Annotated in this window: 18 protein-coding genes; 15 read left to right on the top strand and 3 right to left on the bottom strand. The window is 65.4% G+C overall.

Translation table 11 applies throughout. The features are described 5' to 3' along the window. The 12 genes from BLT16_RS19545 to BLT16_RS19490 all read left to right on the top strand — a co-directional run. Positions 1 to 612, top strand: a 612-nt coding sequence (locus BLT16_RS19545) for a tripartite tricarboxylate transporter substrate-binding protein (protein ID WP_281243324.1), incomplete at its 5' end; no start/stop codon positions are given. Between the two features lie 260 nt (positions 613 to 872). Further along, positions 873 to 2,237, top strand: coding sequence for a metal-dependent hydrolase family protein (locus BLT16_RS19540; protein WP_176817286.1), 1,365 nt, complete (start codon positions 873 to 875; stop codon positions 2,235 to 2,237). Continuing rightward, positions 2,234 to 2,959 carry a porin family protein gene (locus BLT16_RS19535; RefSeq protein ID WP_089660623.1) on the top strand — a complete coding sequence of 242 codons (726 nt, stop codon included), beginning with the start codon at positions 2,234 to 2,236 and terminating at the stop codon, positions 2,957 to 2,959. Before BLT16_RS19540 ends, BLT16_RS19535 begins: the two co-directional genes overlap by 4 nt. Before the next feature lie 146 nt (positions 2,960 to 3,105). Then, complete coding sequence (gene typA / locus BLT16_RS19530) at positions 3,106 to 4,941, top strand: translational GTPase TypA (protein WP_089660622.1); 1,836 nt, start codon at positions 3,106 to 3,108, stop codon at positions 4,939 to 4,941. Positions 4,942 to 5,081: 140 nt separating this feature from the next. Next, positions 5,082 to 6,107 (top strand): L-threonine 3-dehydrogenase, encoded by a 1,026-nt coding sequence (tdh, locus tag BLT16_RS19525; protein WP_089660621.1) that lies wholly within the window; start codon positions 5,082 to 5,084, stop codon positions 6,105 to 6,107. A 4-nt stretch (positions 6,108 to 6,111) separates the two neighbouring features. Beyond that, positions 6,112 to 7,299: a glycine C-acetyltransferase gene (locus BLT16_RS19520; RefSeq protein ID WP_089660620.1), complete on the top strand. Its 1,188-nt coding sequence runs from the start codon at positions 6,112 to 6,114 to the stop codon at positions 7,297 to 7,299. A gap of 129 nt (positions 7,300 to 7,428) precedes the next feature. Continuing rightward, on the top strand, positions 7,429 to 7,755 hold the full coding sequence (locus BLT16_RS19515; protein WP_089660619.1) for a hypothetical protein: 327 nt from the start codon (positions 7,429 to 7,431) through the stop codon (positions 7,753 to 7,755). 146 nt (positions 7,756 to 7,901) lie between these two features. Then, entirely contained in the window at positions 7,902 to 9,344 is a 1,443-nt protein-coding gene (locus BLT16_RS19510; protein WP_089660618.1) for a sodium-dependent transporter, read from the top strand. An 81-nt stretch (positions 9,345 to 9,425) separates the two neighbouring features. Next, the gene (locus tag BLT16_RS19505; protein WP_089660617.1) at positions 9,426 to 10,196 is read left to right on the top strand and encodes an ABC transporter ATP-binding protein; all 771 of its coding nucleotides are present in this window, start codon (positions 9,426 to 9,428) and stop codon (positions 10,194 to 10,196) included. 37 nt (positions 10,197 to 10,233) lie between these two features. Then, the gene (locus BLT16_RS19500; RefSeq protein ID WP_089660616.1) at positions 10,234 to 10,938 is read left to right on the top strand and encodes an ABC transporter ATP-binding protein; all 705 of its coding nucleotides are present in this window, start codon (positions 10,234 to 10,236) and stop codon (positions 10,936 to 10,938) included. 63 nt (positions 10,939 to 11,001) lie between these two features. After that, the gene (locus BLT16_RS19495) at positions 11,002 to 12,006 is read left to right on the top strand and encodes a branched-chain amino acid ABC transporter permease (RefSeq protein WP_089660615.1); all 1,005 of its coding nucleotides are present in this window, start codon (positions 11,002 to 11,004) and stop codon (positions 12,004 to 12,006) included. Then, on the top strand, positions 12,006 to 13,307 hold the full coding sequence (locus BLT16_RS19490; protein WP_089660614.1) for a branched-chain amino acid ABC transporter permease: 1,302 nt from the start codon (positions 12,006 to 12,008) through the stop codon (positions 13,305 to 13,307). Before BLT16_RS19495 ends, BLT16_RS19490 begins: the two co-directional genes overlap by 1 nt. A 64-nt stretch (positions 13,308 to 13,371) precedes the next feature. On the opposite strand, the gene BLT16_RS19485 is transcribed toward BLT16_RS19490, so the two are convergent. Further along, on the bottom strand, positions 13,372 to 14,589 hold the full coding sequence (locus tag BLT16_RS19485; RefSeq protein WP_089660613.1) for an ABC transporter substrate-binding protein: 1,218 nt from the start codon (positions 14,587 to 14,589) through the stop codon (positions 13,372 to 13,374). A gap of 215 nt (positions 14,590 to 14,804) precedes the next feature. On the opposite strand from BLT16_RS19485, the gene BLT16_RS19480 reads away from it, so the two are divergent. After that, positions 14,805 to 15,875 carry a C45 family autoproteolytic acyltransferase/hydrolase gene (locus BLT16_RS19480; protein ID WP_089660612.1) on the top strand — a complete coding sequence of 357 codons (1,071 nt, stop codon included), beginning with the start codon at positions 14,805 to 14,807 and terminating at the stop codon, positions 15,873 to 15,875. On the opposite strand, the gene BLT16_RS19475 is transcribed toward BLT16_RS19480, so the two are convergent. Next, on the bottom strand, positions 15,844 to 16,080 hold the full coding sequence (locus BLT16_RS19475) for a hypothetical protein (protein WP_089660611.1): 237 nt from the start codon (positions 16,078 to 16,080) through the stop codon (positions 15,844 to 15,846). The genes BLT16_RS19480 and BLT16_RS19475 overlap by 32 nt on opposite strands. A gap of 99 nt (positions 16,081 to 16,179) precedes the next feature. Further along, positions 16,180 to 16,767 carry a DUF4202 domain-containing protein gene (locus BLT16_RS19470; protein ID WP_089660610.1) on the bottom strand — a complete coding sequence of 196 codons (588 nt, stop codon included), beginning with the start codon at positions 16,765 to 16,767 and terminating at the stop codon, positions 16,180 to 16,182. 148 nt (positions 16,768 to 16,915) lie between these two features. On the opposite strand from BLT16_RS19470, the gene BLT16_RS19465 reads away from it, so the two are divergent. Both BLT16_RS19465 and BLT16_RS19460 read left to right on the top strand, forming a co-directional pair. Beyond that, the gene (locus BLT16_RS19465; RefSeq protein WP_089660609.1) at positions 16,916 to 17,239 is read left to right on the top strand and encodes an antibiotic biosynthesis monooxygenase family protein; all 324 of its coding nucleotides are present in this window, start codon (positions 16,916 to 16,918) and stop codon (positions 17,237 to 17,239) included. Positions 17,240 to 17,364: 125 nt separating this feature from the next. Continuing rightward, positions 17,365 to 17,796, top strand: a complete 432-nt coding sequence (locus tag BLT16_RS19460) for a DUF29 domain-containing protein (RefSeq protein ID WP_089660608.1) — start codon at positions 17,365 to 17,367, stop codon at positions 17,794 to 17,796. Positions 17,797 to 18,909: the final 1,113 nt, after the last annotated feature.

Below are 18,909 nucleotides of genomic sequence, written 5' to 3'. Positions count from 1 at the left end.
GGCGTGACCCTCGGCCAGTCGGCCATGGTCACCGGCGAGGACCGTCCCTTCGGCGACACCTGGGAAGGCCTGATCGACTACGCCAAGGAGAACCCCGGCACCAGCTATGCGACCCAAACCGCCCTGGACCGCATGATCATCGAGTACATCGCCCAGCAGGAAGGCCTCGACCTGCGCATCGTGCCGACCTCCGGTGGCGCCGGCATGGCCCCGCTGATCCTCTCCGGCGACGTCGACTTCGCCTATAGCGGCGGCACCCACTCCGGCTATGCCGACTCCGGCGAGATGCCGGTGCTGTTGAGCCTGGCCGAGGATCGCCTGGCGGCCTTCCCCGACGCCCCGACCCTGCAGGAGGCCGGCTACGACATCAACGCCGCCGAGATCCGCGTGGCCATGGTGCCGCAGAACACCCCGGACAGCCACGTCGAGCGCCTCGCCGAGGCCCTCGAGGCCGCCACCCAGGACGAACGCTTCATCGAGATCACCGAGGAGCGCATCCTGATGCCAGTGACCTGGATGCCCGAGGACGAGGTCACCCAGACCCTTAGCGATCAGGTCGAAGGCTACGAAGCCCTGCTCGAAGAGCTCGGCGGTCTACCCGGCGAAGACTGAGTCAGACTCGCTCGCCTGATGCCCGCCACCTCGGTGGCGGGCGTTTGTGATTGGCGATGCAATCAGCGCGGCAGTACCTAGGCGCCACTACGCGACGGCTTGGCCTGATCTTTTTGCCCCACTCTCCAGCGGCTCTTCTATAGTGAGAGAGCCCTCTGGAGATCTCGCTAATGCATGCACCCGCTCTACCAGCGCACTGTACGGCTGACGCTGCCTGTCAGTGCGGCTCACCGCTGCTACACCGCTTTCATGAGCGCATCATGGCCGATCTGTCGCGCCGCCAATTTCTGGGCGGCACAGCGGCGGTAATGGCGCTGTTTGCCGGGCTAAGATCGCCGGAAGTGATTGCCGCCCAACCACGTGGCAACGGCCGCCCTCTGCTACTGACCAACCTGCGACTGTTCGATGGCAGCGGCACGCCGCTGCGCGACGGTGTATCGATAAGCGTGGAAGCGGGGCGCATACAGGCCATCCTGTCAGAACCGCCAGGGGCCGGAGAGGCCGAGATAATCGACTGCGGCGGGCGGGTCTTGATGCCGGGGCTGATCGACGCGCACTGGCACACCACGCTGGCGGCCATCACTCAGGTCGCAGCGATGAGCGCCGACCCCGGCTATGTGCACCTGGTGGCGGCCAGGGAGGCAGAGCGGACGCTGCTGCGCGGCTTTACCAGTGTGCGCGACGTCGGCGGGCCATCGTTCGCTTTGAAGCGCGCCATCGATGAAGGCATCGTCCACGGTCCGCGTATTTTTCCCGCCGGCGCCATGATCTCGCAGACCTCCGGCCACGGCGACTTTCGGATGCGCCACGAGGTGCCGAGAGGCACCACCACACCGCTGAGCGCCGCCGAACAAATGGGCGTTACCGCCATCGCCGATGGCGAAGCAGAAGTACTGCGACGCACCCGCGAGCAGCTGATGCTGGGTGCCTCGCAGATCAAGCTAATGGCCGGCGGCGGCGTCGCCTCCAGCTATGACCCACTCGACAGCACCCAATTCTCCGAGCGCGAGCTACGCACTGCGGTCGAGGCCGCCGATGACTGGGGCACCTACGTCATGGTGCATGTCTACACGCCGCGCGGCATCCAGCGCGCCATTTCAGCCGGGGTGAAATCCATTGAACATGGCCAACTGGCCGACGAAGACAGCGTACGGATGATGGCCGATGAGTGGATTTGGTGGAGCCTGCAACCCTTCCTTCAGGACGAGGACGCCAACGTTTATCCCGACGCCGCACGCCGCGAGAGCCAGCGGCAGGTGGCCGAAGGCACTTTGCGCGCCTATGAGATGGCCCAGCGCTTCGGGGTAAAGACCGCCTGGGGCACCGATATCCTCTTCAGCCCGCAGAACACTCCCAGCCAGGGTCGCCAACTGGCCAAGCTGACGCGCTTCTACGACCCTCTCGAGGTGCTCGCCATGGCCACCGGCCGTAATGCCGAGCTGCTGGCCCTCGCTGGACCGCGCAATCCCTACCCTGGGCCGCTGGGTCGCATCGTGCCCGGTGCCCTGGCCGACCTGCTGGTAGTGGATGGCGATCCGGCCACAGGTATCGATTTCCTCGCCGACCCTGAGCAAAATTTGCGCTTGATCATGAAGGGCGGGCGCATCTACAAGGATACGTTATGAAAGCTCACCTGCTGGCGTCGATGCTGCTGATAGGCGTCTTCTCCTGTTCGGCCTCGGCTGATAGCTGGCGAGGCCAGGTGACGCCCTATGTATGGATGCCGAGCCTGGCCGGCGATATCCGCCCCACGTCCGGGGCACCTAGGCTGAGCACTCGTCAGTCCTTCAGCGATATCTTCGATGATCTGGACGCTGCGTTCTTCCTGCATGCCACTGCGAGACGCGACCGACTGGTGCTGTTCGGCGATATCTCATACGCCTCATTGAGTACCCGCGGCACCGTGCTACCGGGAGTGAGTGCCACTGGCCAGGCTCGACAGACGTCGTTGACGGCGGCAGCGGGCTATCAGATCGTGCAGACGCCGGACCACGCCGTCGACCTGCTCGCCGGCGCGCGCTTATGGCAAGCGCGTGCTGTCGTAGAAATACCCGCGCTGGGCCTTGACGCCTCCGAGTCCGAGCAGTGGATCGACCCGCTGCTCGCTGCCAGGCTGCGCAGCGATTTCACGCCAGACTGGTCGGCGATGCTGTATGCCGACATCGGCGGCTTCGGCATCGGTTCCGACGCGACCTGGCAGCTGGTCGGCACCCTCAACTACAGGCTGAACGAGTCACTCTATCTCTCCGCCGGCTATCGCCATCTGGCATTGAACTATGATGACAACGGCGCCCTGCTGGATATCGAGATGAGCGGTCCCTTGCTGGGCGCAACCTGGCGCTTCTAAGCCGGGTGACGGGCCCCCGCCACCTTAGTGCTATTACCCTGCGCGTCGAGTCTGTACAATGCGCCACCAACCTTCCCTACCCCGCGCCTAGGGTACTACAGCGATCCGTGTACATAGGTGCGTACATCAAGACGAGCTACAACCCTATGAGCACAGAAGTAACTGGTTCTCACATCGAGAAAATCAGGAATATTGCCATCATTGCCCACGTCGACCATGGCAAGACCACCCTGGTCGACAAGCTCCTCAGCCAGTCCGGCACCCTGGACCGCAAGGCCGAGGGGCAGGAGCGCATCATGGACTCCAGCGACCAGGAGAAGGAACGCGGCATCACCATCCTGGCCAAGAACACGGCAATTCGCTGGCACGACTATCACATCAATATCGTCGATACCCCCGGACACGCCGACTTCGGCGGCGAGGTCGAGCGCGTGATGTCGATGGTCGACTCGGTGTTGCTGCTGGTCGACGCCGTCGATGGCCCGATGCCGCAGACCCGCTTCGTCACCCAGAAGGCCTTTGCGCAAGGCCTCAAGCCGATCGTGGTGGTCAACAAGATCGACCGCCCCGGCGCCCGCCCCGACTGGGTCATCGACCAGATCTTCGATCTGTTCGATAACCTCGGCGCCTCCGATGAGCAGCTCGACTTTCCGATCATCTACTGCTCGGCGCTCAACGGTATTGCCGGTCCCGAGCCCGAGCAGCTGGCCGACGACATGGACCCGATGTTCCAGGCCATCGTCGATATCGTCGAGCCGCCCAAGGTCGAGCTCGACGGTCCGTTCCAGATGCAGATCTCGGCGCTGGACTACAACAGCTATGTCGGCGTTATCGGCCTCGGCCGCATCAAGCGCGGCAGCGTCAAGCCCGGCCAGCAGGTCAGCGTGATCGGCACCGACGGCAAGACCCGCAAGGGCAAGATCGGCCAGGTGATGACCCACCTCGGCCTCGAGCGCGTGCAGACCGAGCAGGCCGACGCCGGCGACATCGTGTGCATCACCGGTATCGACGACCTGGCGATCTCCGACACCCTGTGCGACCCGGCCGCCGTCGAGGCGCTGCCGCCGCTGTCGGTGGACGAGCCCACCGTCTCGATGACCTTCCAGGTCAACGACTCGCCGATGGCCGGCCGTGACGGCAAGTACGTCACCAGCCGCAACATCAAGGAGCGTCTCGACCAGGAGCTGATCCATAACGTCGCGCTGCGCGTCGAGCAAGGCGAGACCCCCGAGAAGTTCAAGGTCTCCGGTCGCGGCGAGCTGCACCTCTCGGTGCTGATCGAGACCATGCGCCGCGAAGGCTTCGAGCTGGCAGTGGGCCGCCCCGAGGTGATCATCCGCGAGATCGACGGTGTCAAGCAGGAGCCCTACGAAGAGGTGATCATCGACTGCGAGGAGCAGCACCAGGGCGCCATCATGGAGGAGCTCGGCTATCGCAAGGGCGAGATGACCAACATGAACCCCGACGGCAAGGGCCGCGTGCGCCTCGACTTCATGATCCCGGCGCGCGGTCTGATCGGCTTCCGCGGGCAGTTCCTGACCCTGACCTCGGGCACCGGCATCCTCACCAGCCGCTTCGACCACTACGGCCCGCTCAAGCCCGACGCCTCCATCGAGCGGCGTAACGGCGTGCTGGTGTCGATGGTCGACGGCAAGGCGCTGGCCTATGCCCTCTACGCCCTGCAGGAGCGCGGCAAGCTGATCATCGATCACGCTACCGAGGTCTATGAAGGCATGCTGATCGGCATCAACAACCGCGCCAACGACATGGTGGTCAACCCCACCAAGGGCAAGAAGCTCGACAACATGCGCTCAACGGGCAACGACGAGAACATCGTGCTGACCCCGCCGGTGAAGTTCTCGCTGGAGCAGGCGATCGAGTTCCTCGACGAGGACGAGCTGGTCGAGATCACCCCCAACCACATCCGCCTGCGTAAGAAGTTCCTCAAGGAAAACGAGCGCAAGCGCGCCAGCAAAGGCTAACCCGCCCGCGCCAGCGACTCAGAGAGCCCACCTGACGGTGGGCTTTTTTTGTGCCCGTTTACGCCTTGGTCATCAGCACGCATGCGGGATTGGATGTGCAGTAGTAGAGTTAATGCACCGCTCCACGACAAGGACATCCCATGAAAGCTCTGGTCAAGAAGGACGCGGCGCCGGGCCTCTGGCTCGACGACGTGCCGCCCCCCGAGGTGGGCATCAACGACGTACTGATCAAGGTCAAGCGCACCGCCATCTGCGGCACCGACATGCACATCTACAAGTGGGACAGCTGGGCGCAGAAGACCATTCCCACGCCGATGGTGGTGGGCCATGAGTTCGTCGGCGAGATCGTCGAGGTGGGCTCCAACGTCAACGACTTCAGGCCGGGCCAGATCGTCTCTGGCGAGGGTCACGTGGTGTGCGGGCGCTGTCGCAACTGCCTGGCCGGGCGCCGCCACCTGTGCGCCCACACCAGCGGCGTGGGGGTCAACCGCCCCGGGGCCTTCGCCGAGTACCTGGTGCTGCCGATGTCCAACGTCTGGGAGCATAAGCCAGGCATCGACCTGGACGTGGCGGCGATCTTCGACCCGCTGGGCAACGCCGTGCATACCGCGCTGCAGTTCGACCTGCTGGGCGAGGACGTGCTGATCACCGGCGCCGGGCCGATCGGCGCCATGGCGGCGGCGGTGTGCCGCCATGCCGGCGCCCGCCACGTGGTGGTCACCGACCTCAACCCCGGTCGCCTGGCGCTGGCCAAGCGCCTCGGCGCCACCCGCACGGTAGACGTCCGCCATGAGGGCCTCGCCGAGGTGCAGCGCGACCTGGGTCTGACCGAGGGCTTCGACGTCGGCCTCGAGATGTCGGGTAGCCCGGCCGCGTTCCGCGACATGCTGGCCAACATGTGCCACGGCGGCAAGGTCTCGATGCTCGGCATTCCCAGCGAGGAGATCGCCATCGACTGGAACACGGTGATCTTCAACATGCTGACCATCAAGGGTATCTATGGGCGCGAGATGTACGAGACCTGGTACAAGATGTCGGTGATGATCGAATCGGGGCTCGACATCTCGCCGGTGATCACCCATCGGCTGCCCTACACCGAGTTCCAGCAGGGCTTCGATGCCATGCTGTCGGGAGACGCCAGCAAGGTCATTCTGAACTGGGAGTGAAGTGATGTACGGCGAATTCAAGGACCACCTGCGCGGTGAGCTCGAGGCCATCGAAGCCAGCGGGCTGACCAAGCACGAGCGCCCCCTGACCTCCGCTCAGGGCGCGCATATCGGCACGCCCCAAGGCGAGATGCTCAACCTGTGCGCCAACAACTATCTCGGCCTGGCTCAGCACCCTGAGGTCGCCGCGGCGGCCAGAGTCGGCCTCGATGAGTGGGGCTACGGCCTGGCCTCGGTGCGCTTCATCTGTGGCACTCAGACCCTGCATCAGCAGCTGGAGCGCGCGCTCAGCGACTTCCTGTGCTCCGAAGACACCATCCTCTATCCGTCGTGCTTCGACGCCAACGGCGGGTTGTTCGAGACCCTGCTGGGCCCCGAGGATGCGGTGATCTCCGACGCCCTCAACCACGCCAGCATCATCGACGGCGTGCGGCTGTGCAAGGCCAAGCGCTACCGTTACCGCAACCGCGACATGGCCGACCTCGAGGCGCAGCTAAAGGCCGCCCAGCATGACGGCGCACGCTTCATCATGATCACCACCGACGGCGTGTTCTCGATGGACGGTTATATCGCCCCCCTCGACGAGATCTGCGACCTCGCCGAGCGCTACGGCGCCCTGGTCCACGTCGACGACTGCCACGCCACCGGTTTCATGGGCCATGGTGGGCGCGGCACCCCGGAACACCACGGCTGCATCGATCGCGTGGATATCACCACCGGCACCCTGGGCAAGGCGCTGGGCGGCGCCAGCGGCGGCTATACCAGCGGCAGGCGCGAGATCATCCAACTGCTGCGCCAGCGCTCGCGCCCCTACCTGTTCTCCAACAGCGTGGCACCGCCGGTGGTGGCCGGCGCGCTCAAGGCGGTGGAGCTCGCCGCCAGCTCCAGCGCGCTGCGTCAGCAGTTGACCGACAACACGGTGTATTTCCGCGCCGGCCTCGAGCGGCTCGGCTTCGAGCTGCTGCCCGGCGAGCACCCCATCGTGCCGATCATGCTCCACGATGCCGCGCTGGCGACACGCTTCGCCGATGCCATGCTCGAGCGCGGTATCTACGTCACCGCCTTCTCCTACCCGGTGGTACCCAAGGGCCAGGCGCGCATCCGCACCCAGATGTCGGCGGCGTTCAGCCGCGACGACCTGGACATGGCACTGGCGGCCTTCGCCAGCGTGAAACAGCGGCTCGCCGACTGATACCGACAAGCGCCCTGCGCGCACACGCCAAAGCAGCGTTGAAGCCCACCACCAAGGTGGGCTTTTTTCGTGGCGCAGAAACCTGTCTACTCTGGGGTGACAAACGTACGTTCGAGAGTGAGGCCAGCGATGCATAAGCACGTGGAGTGGGATGCCCCGGGACGTGATAGCGTCGCCGATCATTTCGCCAACCACCCGGAGCGCTACGTCGAGCCCGGTGCCGGTGACGTGCTCTCGGCGCGCCTCAAGGGCATGGTGGTGCGCATCAAGGTGGCCGCCTACGTCGACGGCACCAGCATCGGTGACGTGGTGGCGCTGATCGACCCGGCCAGCGGCGAGCGCATGAAGTCGTTCGACAAGCTGGTCCTCGGCGACACCGTGCGCCTGCCCGACACGGCGCGCGCCTTCGAGCCGCAGCCCAGCGACGATCCTGATCAGGACGACAGCGACGACTGATGCCGCGGCGACCAACGCCCACTTAACGGATGCGCCCCAGGCGAGTAAACTCCGCGCTCGCCATATTATTGCCGTGCCGCACCATCCCGTGCGGACACAGCCACAATGGCTCACAAGGCCAATGCACCATCTTCAGGACACACGACATGAGTACGCATAACGTCTGGACGCACAAGGGTACCTTCCTGCTGGCCGCGGTCGGCTCGGCGGTGGGCCTTGGCAACCTGTGGCGATTCCCCTACCTGACCGGTGAGAACGGCGGCGGCGCCTTTATCCTGGTCTACGCCCTGACCATCTTCGCGGTGGGCATCCCGATCCTGATCGCCGAAACCATGCTTGGTCGCACCAGCCGGCGCAGTCCGATCATGGGCATGCGCCATCTGACCAAGACCCACGGCACCTCGCGAGCCTGGGAGTCGATCGGCTGGCTGGGCGCCGCTTCGGCGTTCCTGATCCTGAGTTTCTATTCGGTCATCGCCGGCTGGGCCATTCACTACACCGGCCAGATGTTCTCCGGCGCGCTGGTCGGCGCCGACTCCGAGACCATCGGCGCCGGCTTCGATGCCCTGCTGGCCTCGCCGTGGCTGCTCACCGGCTACCACACCATCTTCATCATCGCCTCGGCGCTGATCGTCGGTATGGGCATCCACAAGGGTATCGAGAGCGGCCTGCGCATCATCATGCCGGCGCTGTTCGCCATCCTGCTGCTGGTACTGTTCTACAGCATCGCCAACGGCGACATCGGCGCCGCCGCGACCTTCCTGTTCACCTTCAATATCGCCGACCTGAGCCTCGAGGGCTGGCTGCAGGCCATGGGTCAGTCGTTCTTCACCCTGAGCCTCGGCATGGGCGCGATCATGGCCTACGGCGCCTATATGTCCAGCGAGGCCTCACTGACCCGCACCGCCGTGGCGGTGGCCTTCGTCGATACCGCCGTCGCCATGGTCGCCGGCCTGGCGATCTTCGCGCTGGTGTTCGGCGCAGGCCTCGAAACCGGCCAGGGCCCCGGCCTGATGTTCGTGACCCTACCGCTGGCGTTTGCCGAGATGCCGTTCGGCGCGCTGGTCGGCGGCGTGTTCTTCATCCTGGTGCTGGGCGCGGCGATCAGCTCGTCGATCTCACTGATCGAGCCGGTGGCGGCGTTCCTGGTCGAGCGCTTCGACCTGACCCGCCCCAAGGCAGTCGGCGCGGTCACCCTGGGCGCCTGGCTGATGGGCCTGCTCACCGTGGTCAGCTTCAACGTCTGGGCCGAGGGCACCCTCTTCCATGCGCTGTTCGGACGTAGCGCCTTCGACTTCATCGAGCTGCTGACCAATATCTTCATGCCGCTGGGCGGCCTGCTGATCGCGCTGTTCGCCGGCTGGGCGCTGACCCAGAGCGAAGTGATGAAGGAGCTGCGCACCAGCGAAGGCTGGTTCAAGACCTGGCGCTTCCTGGTGCGCTTCGTGGCCCCGGCGGCGGTGTCGTTCGTGTTCCTGCGCACCATTCCGCAGGTCGACGGCTACCTGATCCCCACGCTGGGTGCTATCGTCATCGTCGGCGCCTTCGCCGCCGGGCGCACCTTCCTGGTCGAGGGCAGCTCGCGCTGATCCAGCCGCCGGCCACCCACGGGTGGCCGGCCGCTCGGCGCCGCATGCCAATAACAACAGCAACGCTTCGCGGGACACTTCATGCCTTCCATCATCGACGTCAAGCACGTTAACAAGGCCTTCGGTGGCCTGACCGTCATCGACGACTGCTCGATCAGCGTCGAGCGCGGCTCGATCACCGGCCTGATCGGCCCCAACGGCGCCGGCAAGTCGACGCTGTTCAACATCATCGCCGGTGCCCTGCCGCTGGACAGCGGCCAGGTGCTGCTCGACGGCGAGGACATCACCAACCTGCCGGCCAACCAGCTGTTCCACAAGGGCCTGCTGCGCACCTTCCAGATTGCCCACGAGTTCTCCCAGCTCACCGCGCTGGAAAACTTGATGATGGTGCCGCCCAACCAGCTCGGCGAGTCGCTGTTCTCGACCTGGTTCAAGCCCGGCCAGGTGCGCGCCCGGGAGACCGAGGTGCGCCAGCGCGCGCTGGAGGTGATCGATTTCGTCGGCCTCAATCATGTGCGCAACGAGCTCGCCGGTAACCTCTCCGGCGGCCAGAAGAAGCTGCTCGAACTGGGCCGCACCATGATGACCGACGCCCGGGTGGTGCTGCTCGACGAGATCGCCGCCGGGGTCAACCGCACCCTGCTCGGCGAGCTGATCACCAATATCGAGCGCCTCAACCGCGAGATGGGCTACACCTTCCTGGTCATCGAGCACGACATGGACATGATCGCGCGGCTCTGCGACCCGGTGATCGTGCTGGCCCAGGGCCGGGTGATGGTCGAGGGCTCGATCGAGGAGATCCAGAACAACCCCGAGGTCATCGAAGCCTACTTCGGTGCCGGCGCGGCCTGACGCCGCCCGATAACGAACAATATCCAGGGAACCCACCATGCCCTTACTCGAAGCACGGGATGTTCACGGCGGCTACGGCGGCATGAACATCCTCAACGGCGTCGACATGAGTATCGAGGCCGATGAGATCGGTGTCATCGTCGGCCCCAACGGCGCCGGCAAGTCGACCATGCTCAAGGCGATCTTCGGCCTGCTGCAGGTCAACCAAGGCGAAATTCGTCTGCGCGGCGAGCCGATCACCAACCTCGCGCCCAACAAGCTGGTGCATATGGGGATGGGGTTCGTGCCCCAGGAGAACAACATCTTCCCCAGCCTGAGCGTCGAGGAGAACCTCGAGATGGGCGCCTACATTCGCCCTTCTGGCGTCAGCCGCATGCTCGAGCAGATCTATGAGTTCTTCCCCCCGCTGCTCGACAAGCGCCGCCAGCCGGCTGGCGAACTCTCCGGTGGCCAGCGTCAGATGGTCGCCATGGGCCGCGCGCTGATGGTCGAGCCCAGCGTGCTGCTGCTCGACGAGCCCACCGCCGGGCTGTCGCCGCTGTTCATGAACGAGATCTTCGAACGGGTCAAGAAGATCAACGCCGCCGGGGTCGGCATCCTGATGGTCGAACAGCACGCCAAGCAGGCCCTGGCGATTGCCCACAAGGGCTTCGTGCTGGCCGCCGGCTACAACCGCTTTACCGATACCGGCGAGGCGCTGCTCAACGACCCCGAGGTCGCCAAGAGCTTCCTGGGCGGCTGATCGCCGCGACGACGAGATCGACACAAGAACAGTGGCCAGCGCGCCAACGCAGGAGATGTCGCTTTGAACGAACTGGTGTTTTTCATCAACAACGTGGTGGTGGCCGGCAGCGTGACAGGCTCGATCTACGCCATGGGGGCGATCGGCGTGACGCTGGTATTCAGCATCATGCGCTTCGCCCACTTCGCCCACGCCGACATGATGACGCTGGGCGCCTTCGTGGTGCTGCTGCTGTCTCTGGCCTTCCCCGGGGCGGGTAGCGTGGTGGGCCTGCCCACCGCCATCGTCATGCTGCCGATCGCCATGGTGGTGACCGCGGCCGTGGCGGTGGGCATCGACAAGGCCTTCTACAAGCCGCTGCGCAGCCACGGCGTCAAGCCGATCGTCATCGTCATCGGCTCGCTGGGCGTGACGCTGATGCTGCAGGGCCTGCTGCGCCTGTTCGCCGGCACCAGCCCGCAGAACATGTACGTCGCCGAGCGCAAGGAGATCTATCGCCTGGAGCTGCCCTTCGAGGCGGTGACCCGCCCGGTGATCGTCACCGAGCCGCAGGTGATCCTGTTCATCCTGGTGGTGGCGGCGGTGGTCGGGCTGCACCTGTTCCTCAACAAGACCCGCACTGGCAAGGCGATGCGCGCCATGTCCGACAACCCCGACCTGGCCCGCGCCTCGGGGATCAACACCAACCATATCGTCTCAGTGACCTGGATCATCGTCGGCGGCCTGGCCACCATGGCCGGCACCCTGCTGTCGATGGACGTGACCTTCAAGCCCGACCTGAGCTTCTTCCTGCTGCTGCCGATCTTCGCCGCCGCCATCGTCGGCGGCGTCGGCCACCCCTACGGCGCCATCGCCGGCGGCTTCGTGGTCGGCTTCGCCGAGACCCTGGCGGTATTCAACTGGGCGGTGCTGCTGAGGCCCTTCCAGGAGCGCCTGCCCGACTGGCTCGAGCTGCCCAACAACCTGGCCTTCGTCGGCACCGAGTACAAGATCGTGGTGCCCTTCTTCATCCTGGTGGCGATCCTGGTGTGGCGCCCCACCGGTATCTTCAAAGGGAAGGTGATCTGATGACGACGTCCAAGACAACCGATCGCACCGCTCCCCGCCGCCTGCCGCTGCGCGAGCTGATCCTGTTTGGCGCGCTCTTCGTTGCCATTCTCGGGGTCTACGCGGTGATGGGCCCGGCCTACAGCACGCGCATGCTGGTCGAAGCCGCCTGCTACGCCATCATCGCCCTCGGCCTGACCATTCAGTGGGGCTACGCCGGCCAGTTCAACGCCGGGGTGATGGGCTTCGTGGCGCTGGGCGGCTTCTGCGCCATGTTCTTCGGTATCCCGGTCAACGAGGCCTTCTGGGACAGCCAACTGCCCGGCGAGCTGGGGCGCGTGCTGCTCTACCTGGTCGGCGCCGTGCTGCTGGTGTGGGGCGCCACCAAGCTTGACCGCCTCGGCGTGCCCAAGCGCCTGCGCACCATCATTGCCGTGGTGCTGGCGGTGGTGCTCTACCTGGTGGTGATCAGCCTGCTGCGCGAGGTGACCGGCGAGATTCGCTCCCAGGCCGGCTTCATCGGCGGCCTGGGACTGCCGTCGTGGATCGGCTGGATTGCCGGCGGCGCCCTGGCTGGCTTCATCGGCTACTACATCGGGCATATCTGCCTGGGGCTGCGCAGCGACTACCTGGCCATCGCCACCCTGGGCATCGCCGAGATCATCAAGGCGTTCCTCAAGAACTCCGACTGGCTGACCCGCGGCACCGCCACCGTCTCGCCGCTGCCGTGGCCAACGCCCGGGCCCAGCGACCTGGGCTTCGTGCTGGCGCGGGCGGTCTACCTGTCGCTTACCGCAGTGGTCATCGCCGGCATCTTCTTCCTGCTGCACCGCGCCTATCACGCCCCCTGGGGGCGGATGATCCGCGCCATCCGCGACAACGAAGTCTCCAGCGCCGCAATGGGCAAGGACATCAACAAGCGCCGCCTGGAGATCTTCGTCTTCGGCTGCATCCTGATGGGCATCGGCGGTGCCGCGCTGACCAACTTCAACAGCATCTTCGACCCCCAGGGCTACCTGCCGCTCAACCACACCTTCCTGGTGCTGGTGATGGTGATTCTCGGTGGCCCGGGCAACAACCTCGGCACCATCTTCGGCGCCGTGCTGGTCTACATCATCTGGATCATGTCCGAGCCGCTGGCGCTGTTTCTGATGAACATTGCCGTGTATATCGGCGAGGGCTGGTTCGGCTGGGAGCCACCGTCGAACATATCGAGTCGGGCGCTACAGGCGCGGGTGTTCGTGATCGGCCTGCTGATCTCGCTGGTACTGCGCTACGCGCCGCGCGGGCTGATGCCGGAGAAGGTGCCCCACCACCATTGAGGGCAGCTCCTAACCTAAAACGCCCAGGCCATGGCCTGGGCGTTTCGCGTTTAGGAGCAGATGTTTACAGCGCCTCGGGATCCAGGAAGCCCTGGCTGGCAAAGCGGCCATCCTCCACAAGCATCTCGACCACCACGCCGGGCACGTCGCCGTTCTCATCGAACTCGTGGCTGCCGGAGGCACCCTCATAGTCGATCTCGGTACCGGCGGCAATCAGCTCCACGGCCTTCTCCCACTCGCCGGGCAGGATCTGCTCGCCAGGCGCCGAGGACACGCTGCGAAGCGCCTCGGAGAGGCCCTCGCGCTCGGCGCTGCCGTTCTGCTCGATGGCCAAGGCCAGCAGGAAGGCAGCGTCGTAGGCCTGAGCGGCGAACACCGCGCTGGGGTCGATGTCAGCCTCGGCGGCAAGCGCCTCGAAGGTCTCGGTTCCCGGGGTGTCGGGGCTACCCGGGCGGGTGGCGATCATGCCCTCGAGCACATCGGCGCCAATCGCCTCGACCAGGCTGTCGCCGACCATGCCGTCGGCGCCCACGTACTGGGTGAACATGCCGCTCTCGTAGGCCTGGCGCAGAATGGTCTGGCCCGAGCCGTCGGCATAGGCCAGCACCACCAGCGTCTCGCTGCCGCCGGAGGAGAGCGAGCCCAGCTCCGAACGGTAGTCGGCGCGGCCGTCTTCATGAGCCTCGTTGGCCGAGACCATACCGCCCTCGGCCTCGAAGGTCTCGTTGAAGGCGTTAGCCAGGCCCTGGCCGTAGTCGTTGTTGACGTAGGTCACCGCGGCATCGGTGATGCCCTTGCTGATCAGCAGCCTGGCCAGCATCTCGCCCTGGAAGGCATCCGACGGCACAGTGCGGAACACCAGGTCGTTGTCATCCAGGTCGGTGACCGCCGGGGCCGTGGAGGCCGGCGACACCATCACCACCCCGCCAGGGATCGCCGCATTGTTGGCCGCGGCCACGGTGGCCCCGGTACACAGCGCACCGACGATGGCGGTGACATTCTCGGTGTTGACCATGCGGTCCGCGGCGTTGGACGCCGCCGAGGCGTCGGCGCAGGTGGTATCGGCATTGGGCATCACCAGCGTCTGACCACCGAGGATGCCGCCCTGCTCGTTGACATGCTGCACCGCCAATTGAGCGCCGTCGAAAATCGGCGGCGTGAGGCTCTCGATGGGACCGGTAAAGCCGCCCAGGAACCCGATCTTTACTTCGTCGGCCTGCGCCGCACCGATGAACGTGGCGGAGGACGCGGCCACCGCCAACGCTAACAGAGCTTTCTTCATGGTTGTTCTCGCTGTTGCCAGTTAAATTAGTGCCTCCCTAACTCTGGAAGTGTTTACGCAAAAACACAAGCGCAACCCGTTAACGCAAGCGCCCGTTTGAACGCGCCTAGCACCTTGAAAATCAGCGGTTTTTTACCGTCCCTGCGCGCAAGCCGCTGCACTTCAACGCTGCACGCGGTAGGCTGGACGAAATCCCCTCTCCGAGGAGCGCCCGCATGCTCGACGTGACCCACCTGTACGGCAGCCGCCACGCCATCGGCCTGGCCCATGGCCAGCGCCACGCCGAGCAGATTCAGCGCAGCATCGCGGTGTACGACCGGCTGTTCCAGGACTTCGTGGGGCTCGACTGGGCCGCCGCCCGGCAAGTGGCACAGCGCTTCCTGCCCGCCATCGAGCGCGGCTTTCCGGCGATTCTGGAGGAGCTCGCCGGTATCGCCGAGGGCGCCGGCCTGAGTCGCGACGACATCCTCACCCTCAACTGCCGCAGCGAAATCTCGCTGACCCAGGCCAGCGGCGGATGCTCGGCCTTCTCGCTCTACCAGCAGGGCCGACAGTGGCTGGCCCAGAACTGGGACTGGCGCGCCGACCAGCTCGACAACGTGGTGATACTGCGAATCGAAGGTGATGACGCCCCGCCGCTGGTCAGCGTTGGCGAGGCCGGCATGGTCGCCAAAATCGGCCTCAACGCCTGCGGCCTCGGCGTGTGCCTCAACGCCATTCGCTCGCAAACCTGCGGCGACGGCCTGCCGATTCATTTTGCTCTACGCAAGATTCTCGAGAGCAGTGACTTCGCCACGGCACAGCGCATCGTCGAGGAGGACCGCGTCGCCTCACCGGCGCACTTCCTGGTCGCCAGCGCCGACGGCCGGGCCGCCGGCTTCGAGGTCCAACCCGGGCTACCCGGTGTACTCGAGCCCGACGGCGGCCGCGTTACCCACACCAATCACCTCTATGCCGAGGCAGCCACCGCCCGTGTGGCCGACTTCCCCAAGCCCGACTCCCACGTGCGGCTGCGACGCCTCGATGAGCTGTTCGACCCGCCGCCCGAGGCCAGCGTCAGCGCGCTGTTCGACCTGCTGAGCGACCACCACAACGCGCCCATGTCGATCTGCAAGCACACCGACCCCGGCCTGCCCGAAGCCGAACGCATGGAGACCTTGTTCGCGGTGGTGATGGCCCTCGACGAGCGCAGCCTGCACCTGCGCCACGGCTACCCCTGCGAGGCCACGCGTACCCTGAGCGTGTCAGTCTCGCCTAGCCCTGTAGGGCACCCAGGTCGCTCTTGAGGTAGCGTTCGGTGGTCAACAGGAAATGGCGACGCACCAGATCGTGTACCGCCTCCTCACGCTTGAGCGCCAGCAATATCTGATCCTCCTCCGAGAGCGGCGCTTGGCGTGGGTGCCGCCAGGCCAGGCGCACCGAGCCCGAGGTGGCGTCGCAGACCTGCAGCGACAGAGTAGGCCCCTTACAAGGGTTGGCGTTGTATGTCATCGCAGCCTCCTTGACAGCTCAAGCAAATGACAAAAATTATCATTTGCACTTGAGAAATTAGGCGCCCATCGCCTTGCTGTCAGGTCAGCGCTACGTCACTCAACCGGCCAGCGCCTCCTCCACCAGCGACCGCGCCTTATCGCTCATCGGCAGCGCCAAAGCCAGTGCATGGGCCTCGGGCGACATCTTCTTCCAAGTCTTCTGCACGATACGGATCAGATGGCCGTGCTCCACCTGGCGCGAAAAGTCGCCGAAGTAGTTCTCCAGGAACACCAGGCAGGCGCAATCCTCCAGCGCCTGGGTCTCCGGGTCGCGCCCCAGCCCCTGCTTGCGGATCAGGCTCGCCGCCCGAGCCGCGTCATCTGCCGGGTAGCCCGCCGCCTCCATCAACCGCGCGGTGGTCTCGCCAGCGCGCTTGCCCTGGTCGCGGCGCCAGGTCAGGTAGCCCACCCGCCCCTCGGGATAGTCCTCACGCGGCACCTGCCAGCGCTGCAGATGCTGGGCACGCACCGCCAACTGCAGCGGCTCGCTGGGCGAATCCGCCAGCGTCTCCAGCCAGGCGCTCATGCGCCGCGCATAGAACAGCTCCTGGGGCAGTGACTCGCCCTCAACCTCCACGCGCCGCGGATCCTCGGCGTGCAGCGCATCGATGGCGGCCAGGGCTTGGTCATAGGGGGTATCGGACATACTCGCTCCTCATCGTCTGTAGCGGTCCAATGCCGCTGTGTCATATAGCCTATCAGCCTAGCGGCTGGATAAGGACGACGGGCGGGATACACTGAGCCCACATCGAATGCCTAAGCCGCAGCGGCAAAGAGCAGCAAGGAGCAGTGCCATGAAATATATCTTCGAAGTGCATATCCGCGACGGCTACCAGGCTGAGGACTACGCCGACGCCTGGGTCCGTGCCAGCGAGCTCATCCAGCAGGCGCCGGGGGCGCGCGGCACCGAGCTGCACCGCAAGATCGACGACCCCAACACCCTGATCGCCATCGCCCACTGGGACAGCAAGGCCAGCCGCGACGCCATGGAAGCCCAGCCCAACCAGGAAATAAAGGCGATCATCCGCTCCGCAGCGCCCTGCTGCGAGATCCGCCTGATCGGCGAATTCGAGGAGCCCGAGTGGGTGGTGATGCCGACAGGGGCCTCGCCAAACTGAAGTGGCTACCGCGGCAAGGGAGAGCGTCTCATGGCGCAGGGGCCGACTTGGCGGCGGCTGGTCCTACAACGCGACCACGCATATGATGTTAATAACCAACGTGGCAAGAACCTTGGAGCCAAGCGATGCCGACGCATTACGATCAGGACACCTATGCTTGGGCGCTGGAGCAGGCAGCGCTGCTGCGTTCTGGAAAGATGGATCAGCTCGATGTCGAACATCTTGCCGAGGAGATCGAGAGCATGGGCAAGAGCGAACGACGCGCCCTTATCAGTCAGTTGGCCCGGCTCCTGATGCATCTGCTGAAATGGGAATATCAGCCTGACCGCCGCTCGCGTAGCTGGCGCCTGACCATTCAGGATGCTCAGGTCAAAGCCGCTCGACTACTTGCCGACAACCCGAGCCTCAGGGCAGCGCTGCCCGATCTGATGGCCAGTGCTTATGACGATGCGCGGCGAGCCGCAGCAATCGAGACCGACATGGAACCGGATGCCTTTCCTGATACCTGCCTGTACAGCTTCGATGAAGCCATGGCATTCAAACCCGATGCTCATTAAGCCGTGCGGTGTGAACTGATATTCATCGGCAGGCCCCGCGCCTGCGGGGATCGGGTCACGATCCGGCGCCACTCTGCCTTGCCATCCGGATCATCCCCACGCCTGCGGGGATCGGTCCAAATCCCTCCAGTCCCTGCAAGACCGCCTCGGTTCATCCCCACGCCTGTGGGGATCGGTTGAACTCAGCCCGCAGGGCAGGCGTGGCATTCGGTTCATCCCCAGGCCTGAGGGGATCGGGAGCTGCTCGACCCGCAGCGTACCCCGGCCGCCGGTTCATCCCCACACCTGTGGGGATCGGGACAAGTTCGGCCAGCCCACCGGCAAGGGCACCGGTTCATCCCCACACCTGTGGGGATCGGAAATCGAGCGCCCCATTTATCGCCGCGTGTGCCGGTTGAGCCCCGCGCCTGCGGGGATCGGGCTACTACCACGCGACCAACTGACTCCCAGATCGGTTGAGCCCCGCGCCTGCGGGGATCGGGAGTGGTTGCGATGTCTAAACCATCAACGCTACGGTTGAGCCCCGCGCCTGCGGGGATCGGGGGGAGCTGCTGCCCGAGCGCAAGTTCTGGCACGGTTGAGCCCCGCGCCTGCGGGGATCGGAAGACGGGATACGCACTCAATGACACCCTGACCGGTTGAGCCCCGCGCCTGCGGGGATCGGCGGGGATCGGGGGATATTGGAATGATCGCCGTACAGTTCGGCCGGTTGAGCCCCGCGCCTGCGGGGATCGGAAGACGGGATACGCACTCAATGACACCCTGACCGGTTGAGCCCCGCGCCTGCGGGGATCGGCGGGGATCGGGGGATATTGGAATGATCGCCGTACAGTTCGGCCGGTTGAGCCCCGCGCCTGCGGGGATCGGGGCCCAGGGCAATATGACGAAAGCCGTGCTGACGGTTGAGCCCCGCGCCTGCGGGGATCGGAAAGCACGATGGGCATCAAGAACGTGACGGAACGGTTGAGCCCCGCGCCTGCGGGGATCGGCAGGCCGTGCGCAGGAAGGTAGAGGATGTGGCCGGTTGAGCCCCGCGCCTGCGGGGATCGGCAGGTTGGGTGGCATGGGGATATGGATCCCGGCGGTTGAGCCCCGCGCCTGCGGGGATCGGAC

It is taken from the genome of Franzmannia pantelleriensis, from assembly GCF_900102875.1.
GTDB lineage: Bacteria > Pseudomonadota > Gammaproteobacteria > Pseudomonadales > Halomonadaceae > Franzmannia > Franzmannia pantelleriensis.
The sequence above is the reverse complement of the archived record's forward strand: the minus strand, read 5'-3'. Positions and strand labels throughout refer to the sequence as shown.

Coding starts and splice junctions, on each gene's coding strand:
- BLT16_RS19540 (WP_176817286.1), top strand. CDS start 873: ATGGCCGATCTGTCGCGCCGCCAATTTCTGGGCGGCACAGCGGCGGTA.
- BLT16_RS19535 (WP_089660623.1), top strand. CDS start 2,234: ATGAAAGCTCACCTGCTGGCGTCGATGCTGCTGATAGGCGTCTTCTCC.
- typA (WP_089660622.1), top strand. CDS start 3,106: ATGAGCACAGAAGTAACTGGTTCTCACATCGAGAAAATCAGGAATATT.
- tdh (WP_089660621.1), top strand. CDS start 5,082: ATGAAAGCTCTGGTCAAGAAGGACGCGGCGCCGGGCCTCTGGCTCGAC.
- BLT16_RS19520 (WP_089660620.1), top strand. CDS start 6,112: ATGTACGGCGAATTCAAGGACCACCTGCGCGGTGAGCTCGAGGCCATC.
- BLT16_RS19515 (WP_089660619.1), top strand. CDS start 7,429: ATGCATAAGCACGTGGAGTGGGATGCCCCGGGACGTGATAGCGTCGCC.
- BLT16_RS19510 (WP_089660618.1), top strand. CDS start 7,902: ATGAGTACGCATAACGTCTGGACGCACAAGGGTACCTTCCTGCTGGCC.
- BLT16_RS19505 (WP_089660617.1), top strand. CDS start 9,426: ATGCCTTCCATCATCGACGTCAAGCACGTTAACAAGGCCTTCGGTGGC.
- BLT16_RS19500 (WP_089660616.1), top strand. CDS start 10,234: ATGCCCTTACTCGAAGCACGGGATGTTCACGGCGGCTACGGCGGCATG.
- BLT16_RS19490 (WP_089660614.1), top strand. CDS start 12,006: ATGACGACGTCCAAGACAACCGATCGCACCGCTCCCCGCCGCCTGCCG.
- BLT16_RS19485 (WP_089660613.1), bottom strand. CDS start 14,589: ATGAAGAAAGCTCTGTTAGCGTTGGCGGTGGCCGCGTCCTCCGCCACG.
- BLT16_RS19480 (WP_089660612.1), top strand. CDS start 14,805: ATGCTCGACGTGACCCACCTGTACGGCAGCCGCCACGCCATCGGCCTG.
- BLT16_RS19475 (WP_089660611.1), bottom strand. CDS start 16,080: ATGACATACAACGCCAACCCTTGTAAGGGGCCTACTCTGTCGCTGCAG.
- BLT16_RS19470 (WP_089660610.1), bottom strand. CDS start 16,767: ATGTCCGATACCCCCTATGACCAAGCCCTGGCCGCCATCGATGCGCTG.
- BLT16_RS19465 (WP_089660609.1), top strand. CDS start 16,916: ATGAAATATATCTTCGAAGTGCATATCCGCGACGGCTACCAGGCTGAG.
- BLT16_RS19460 (WP_089660608.1), top strand. CDS start 17,365: ATGCCGACGCATTACGATCAGGACACCTATGCTTGGGCGCTGGAGCAG.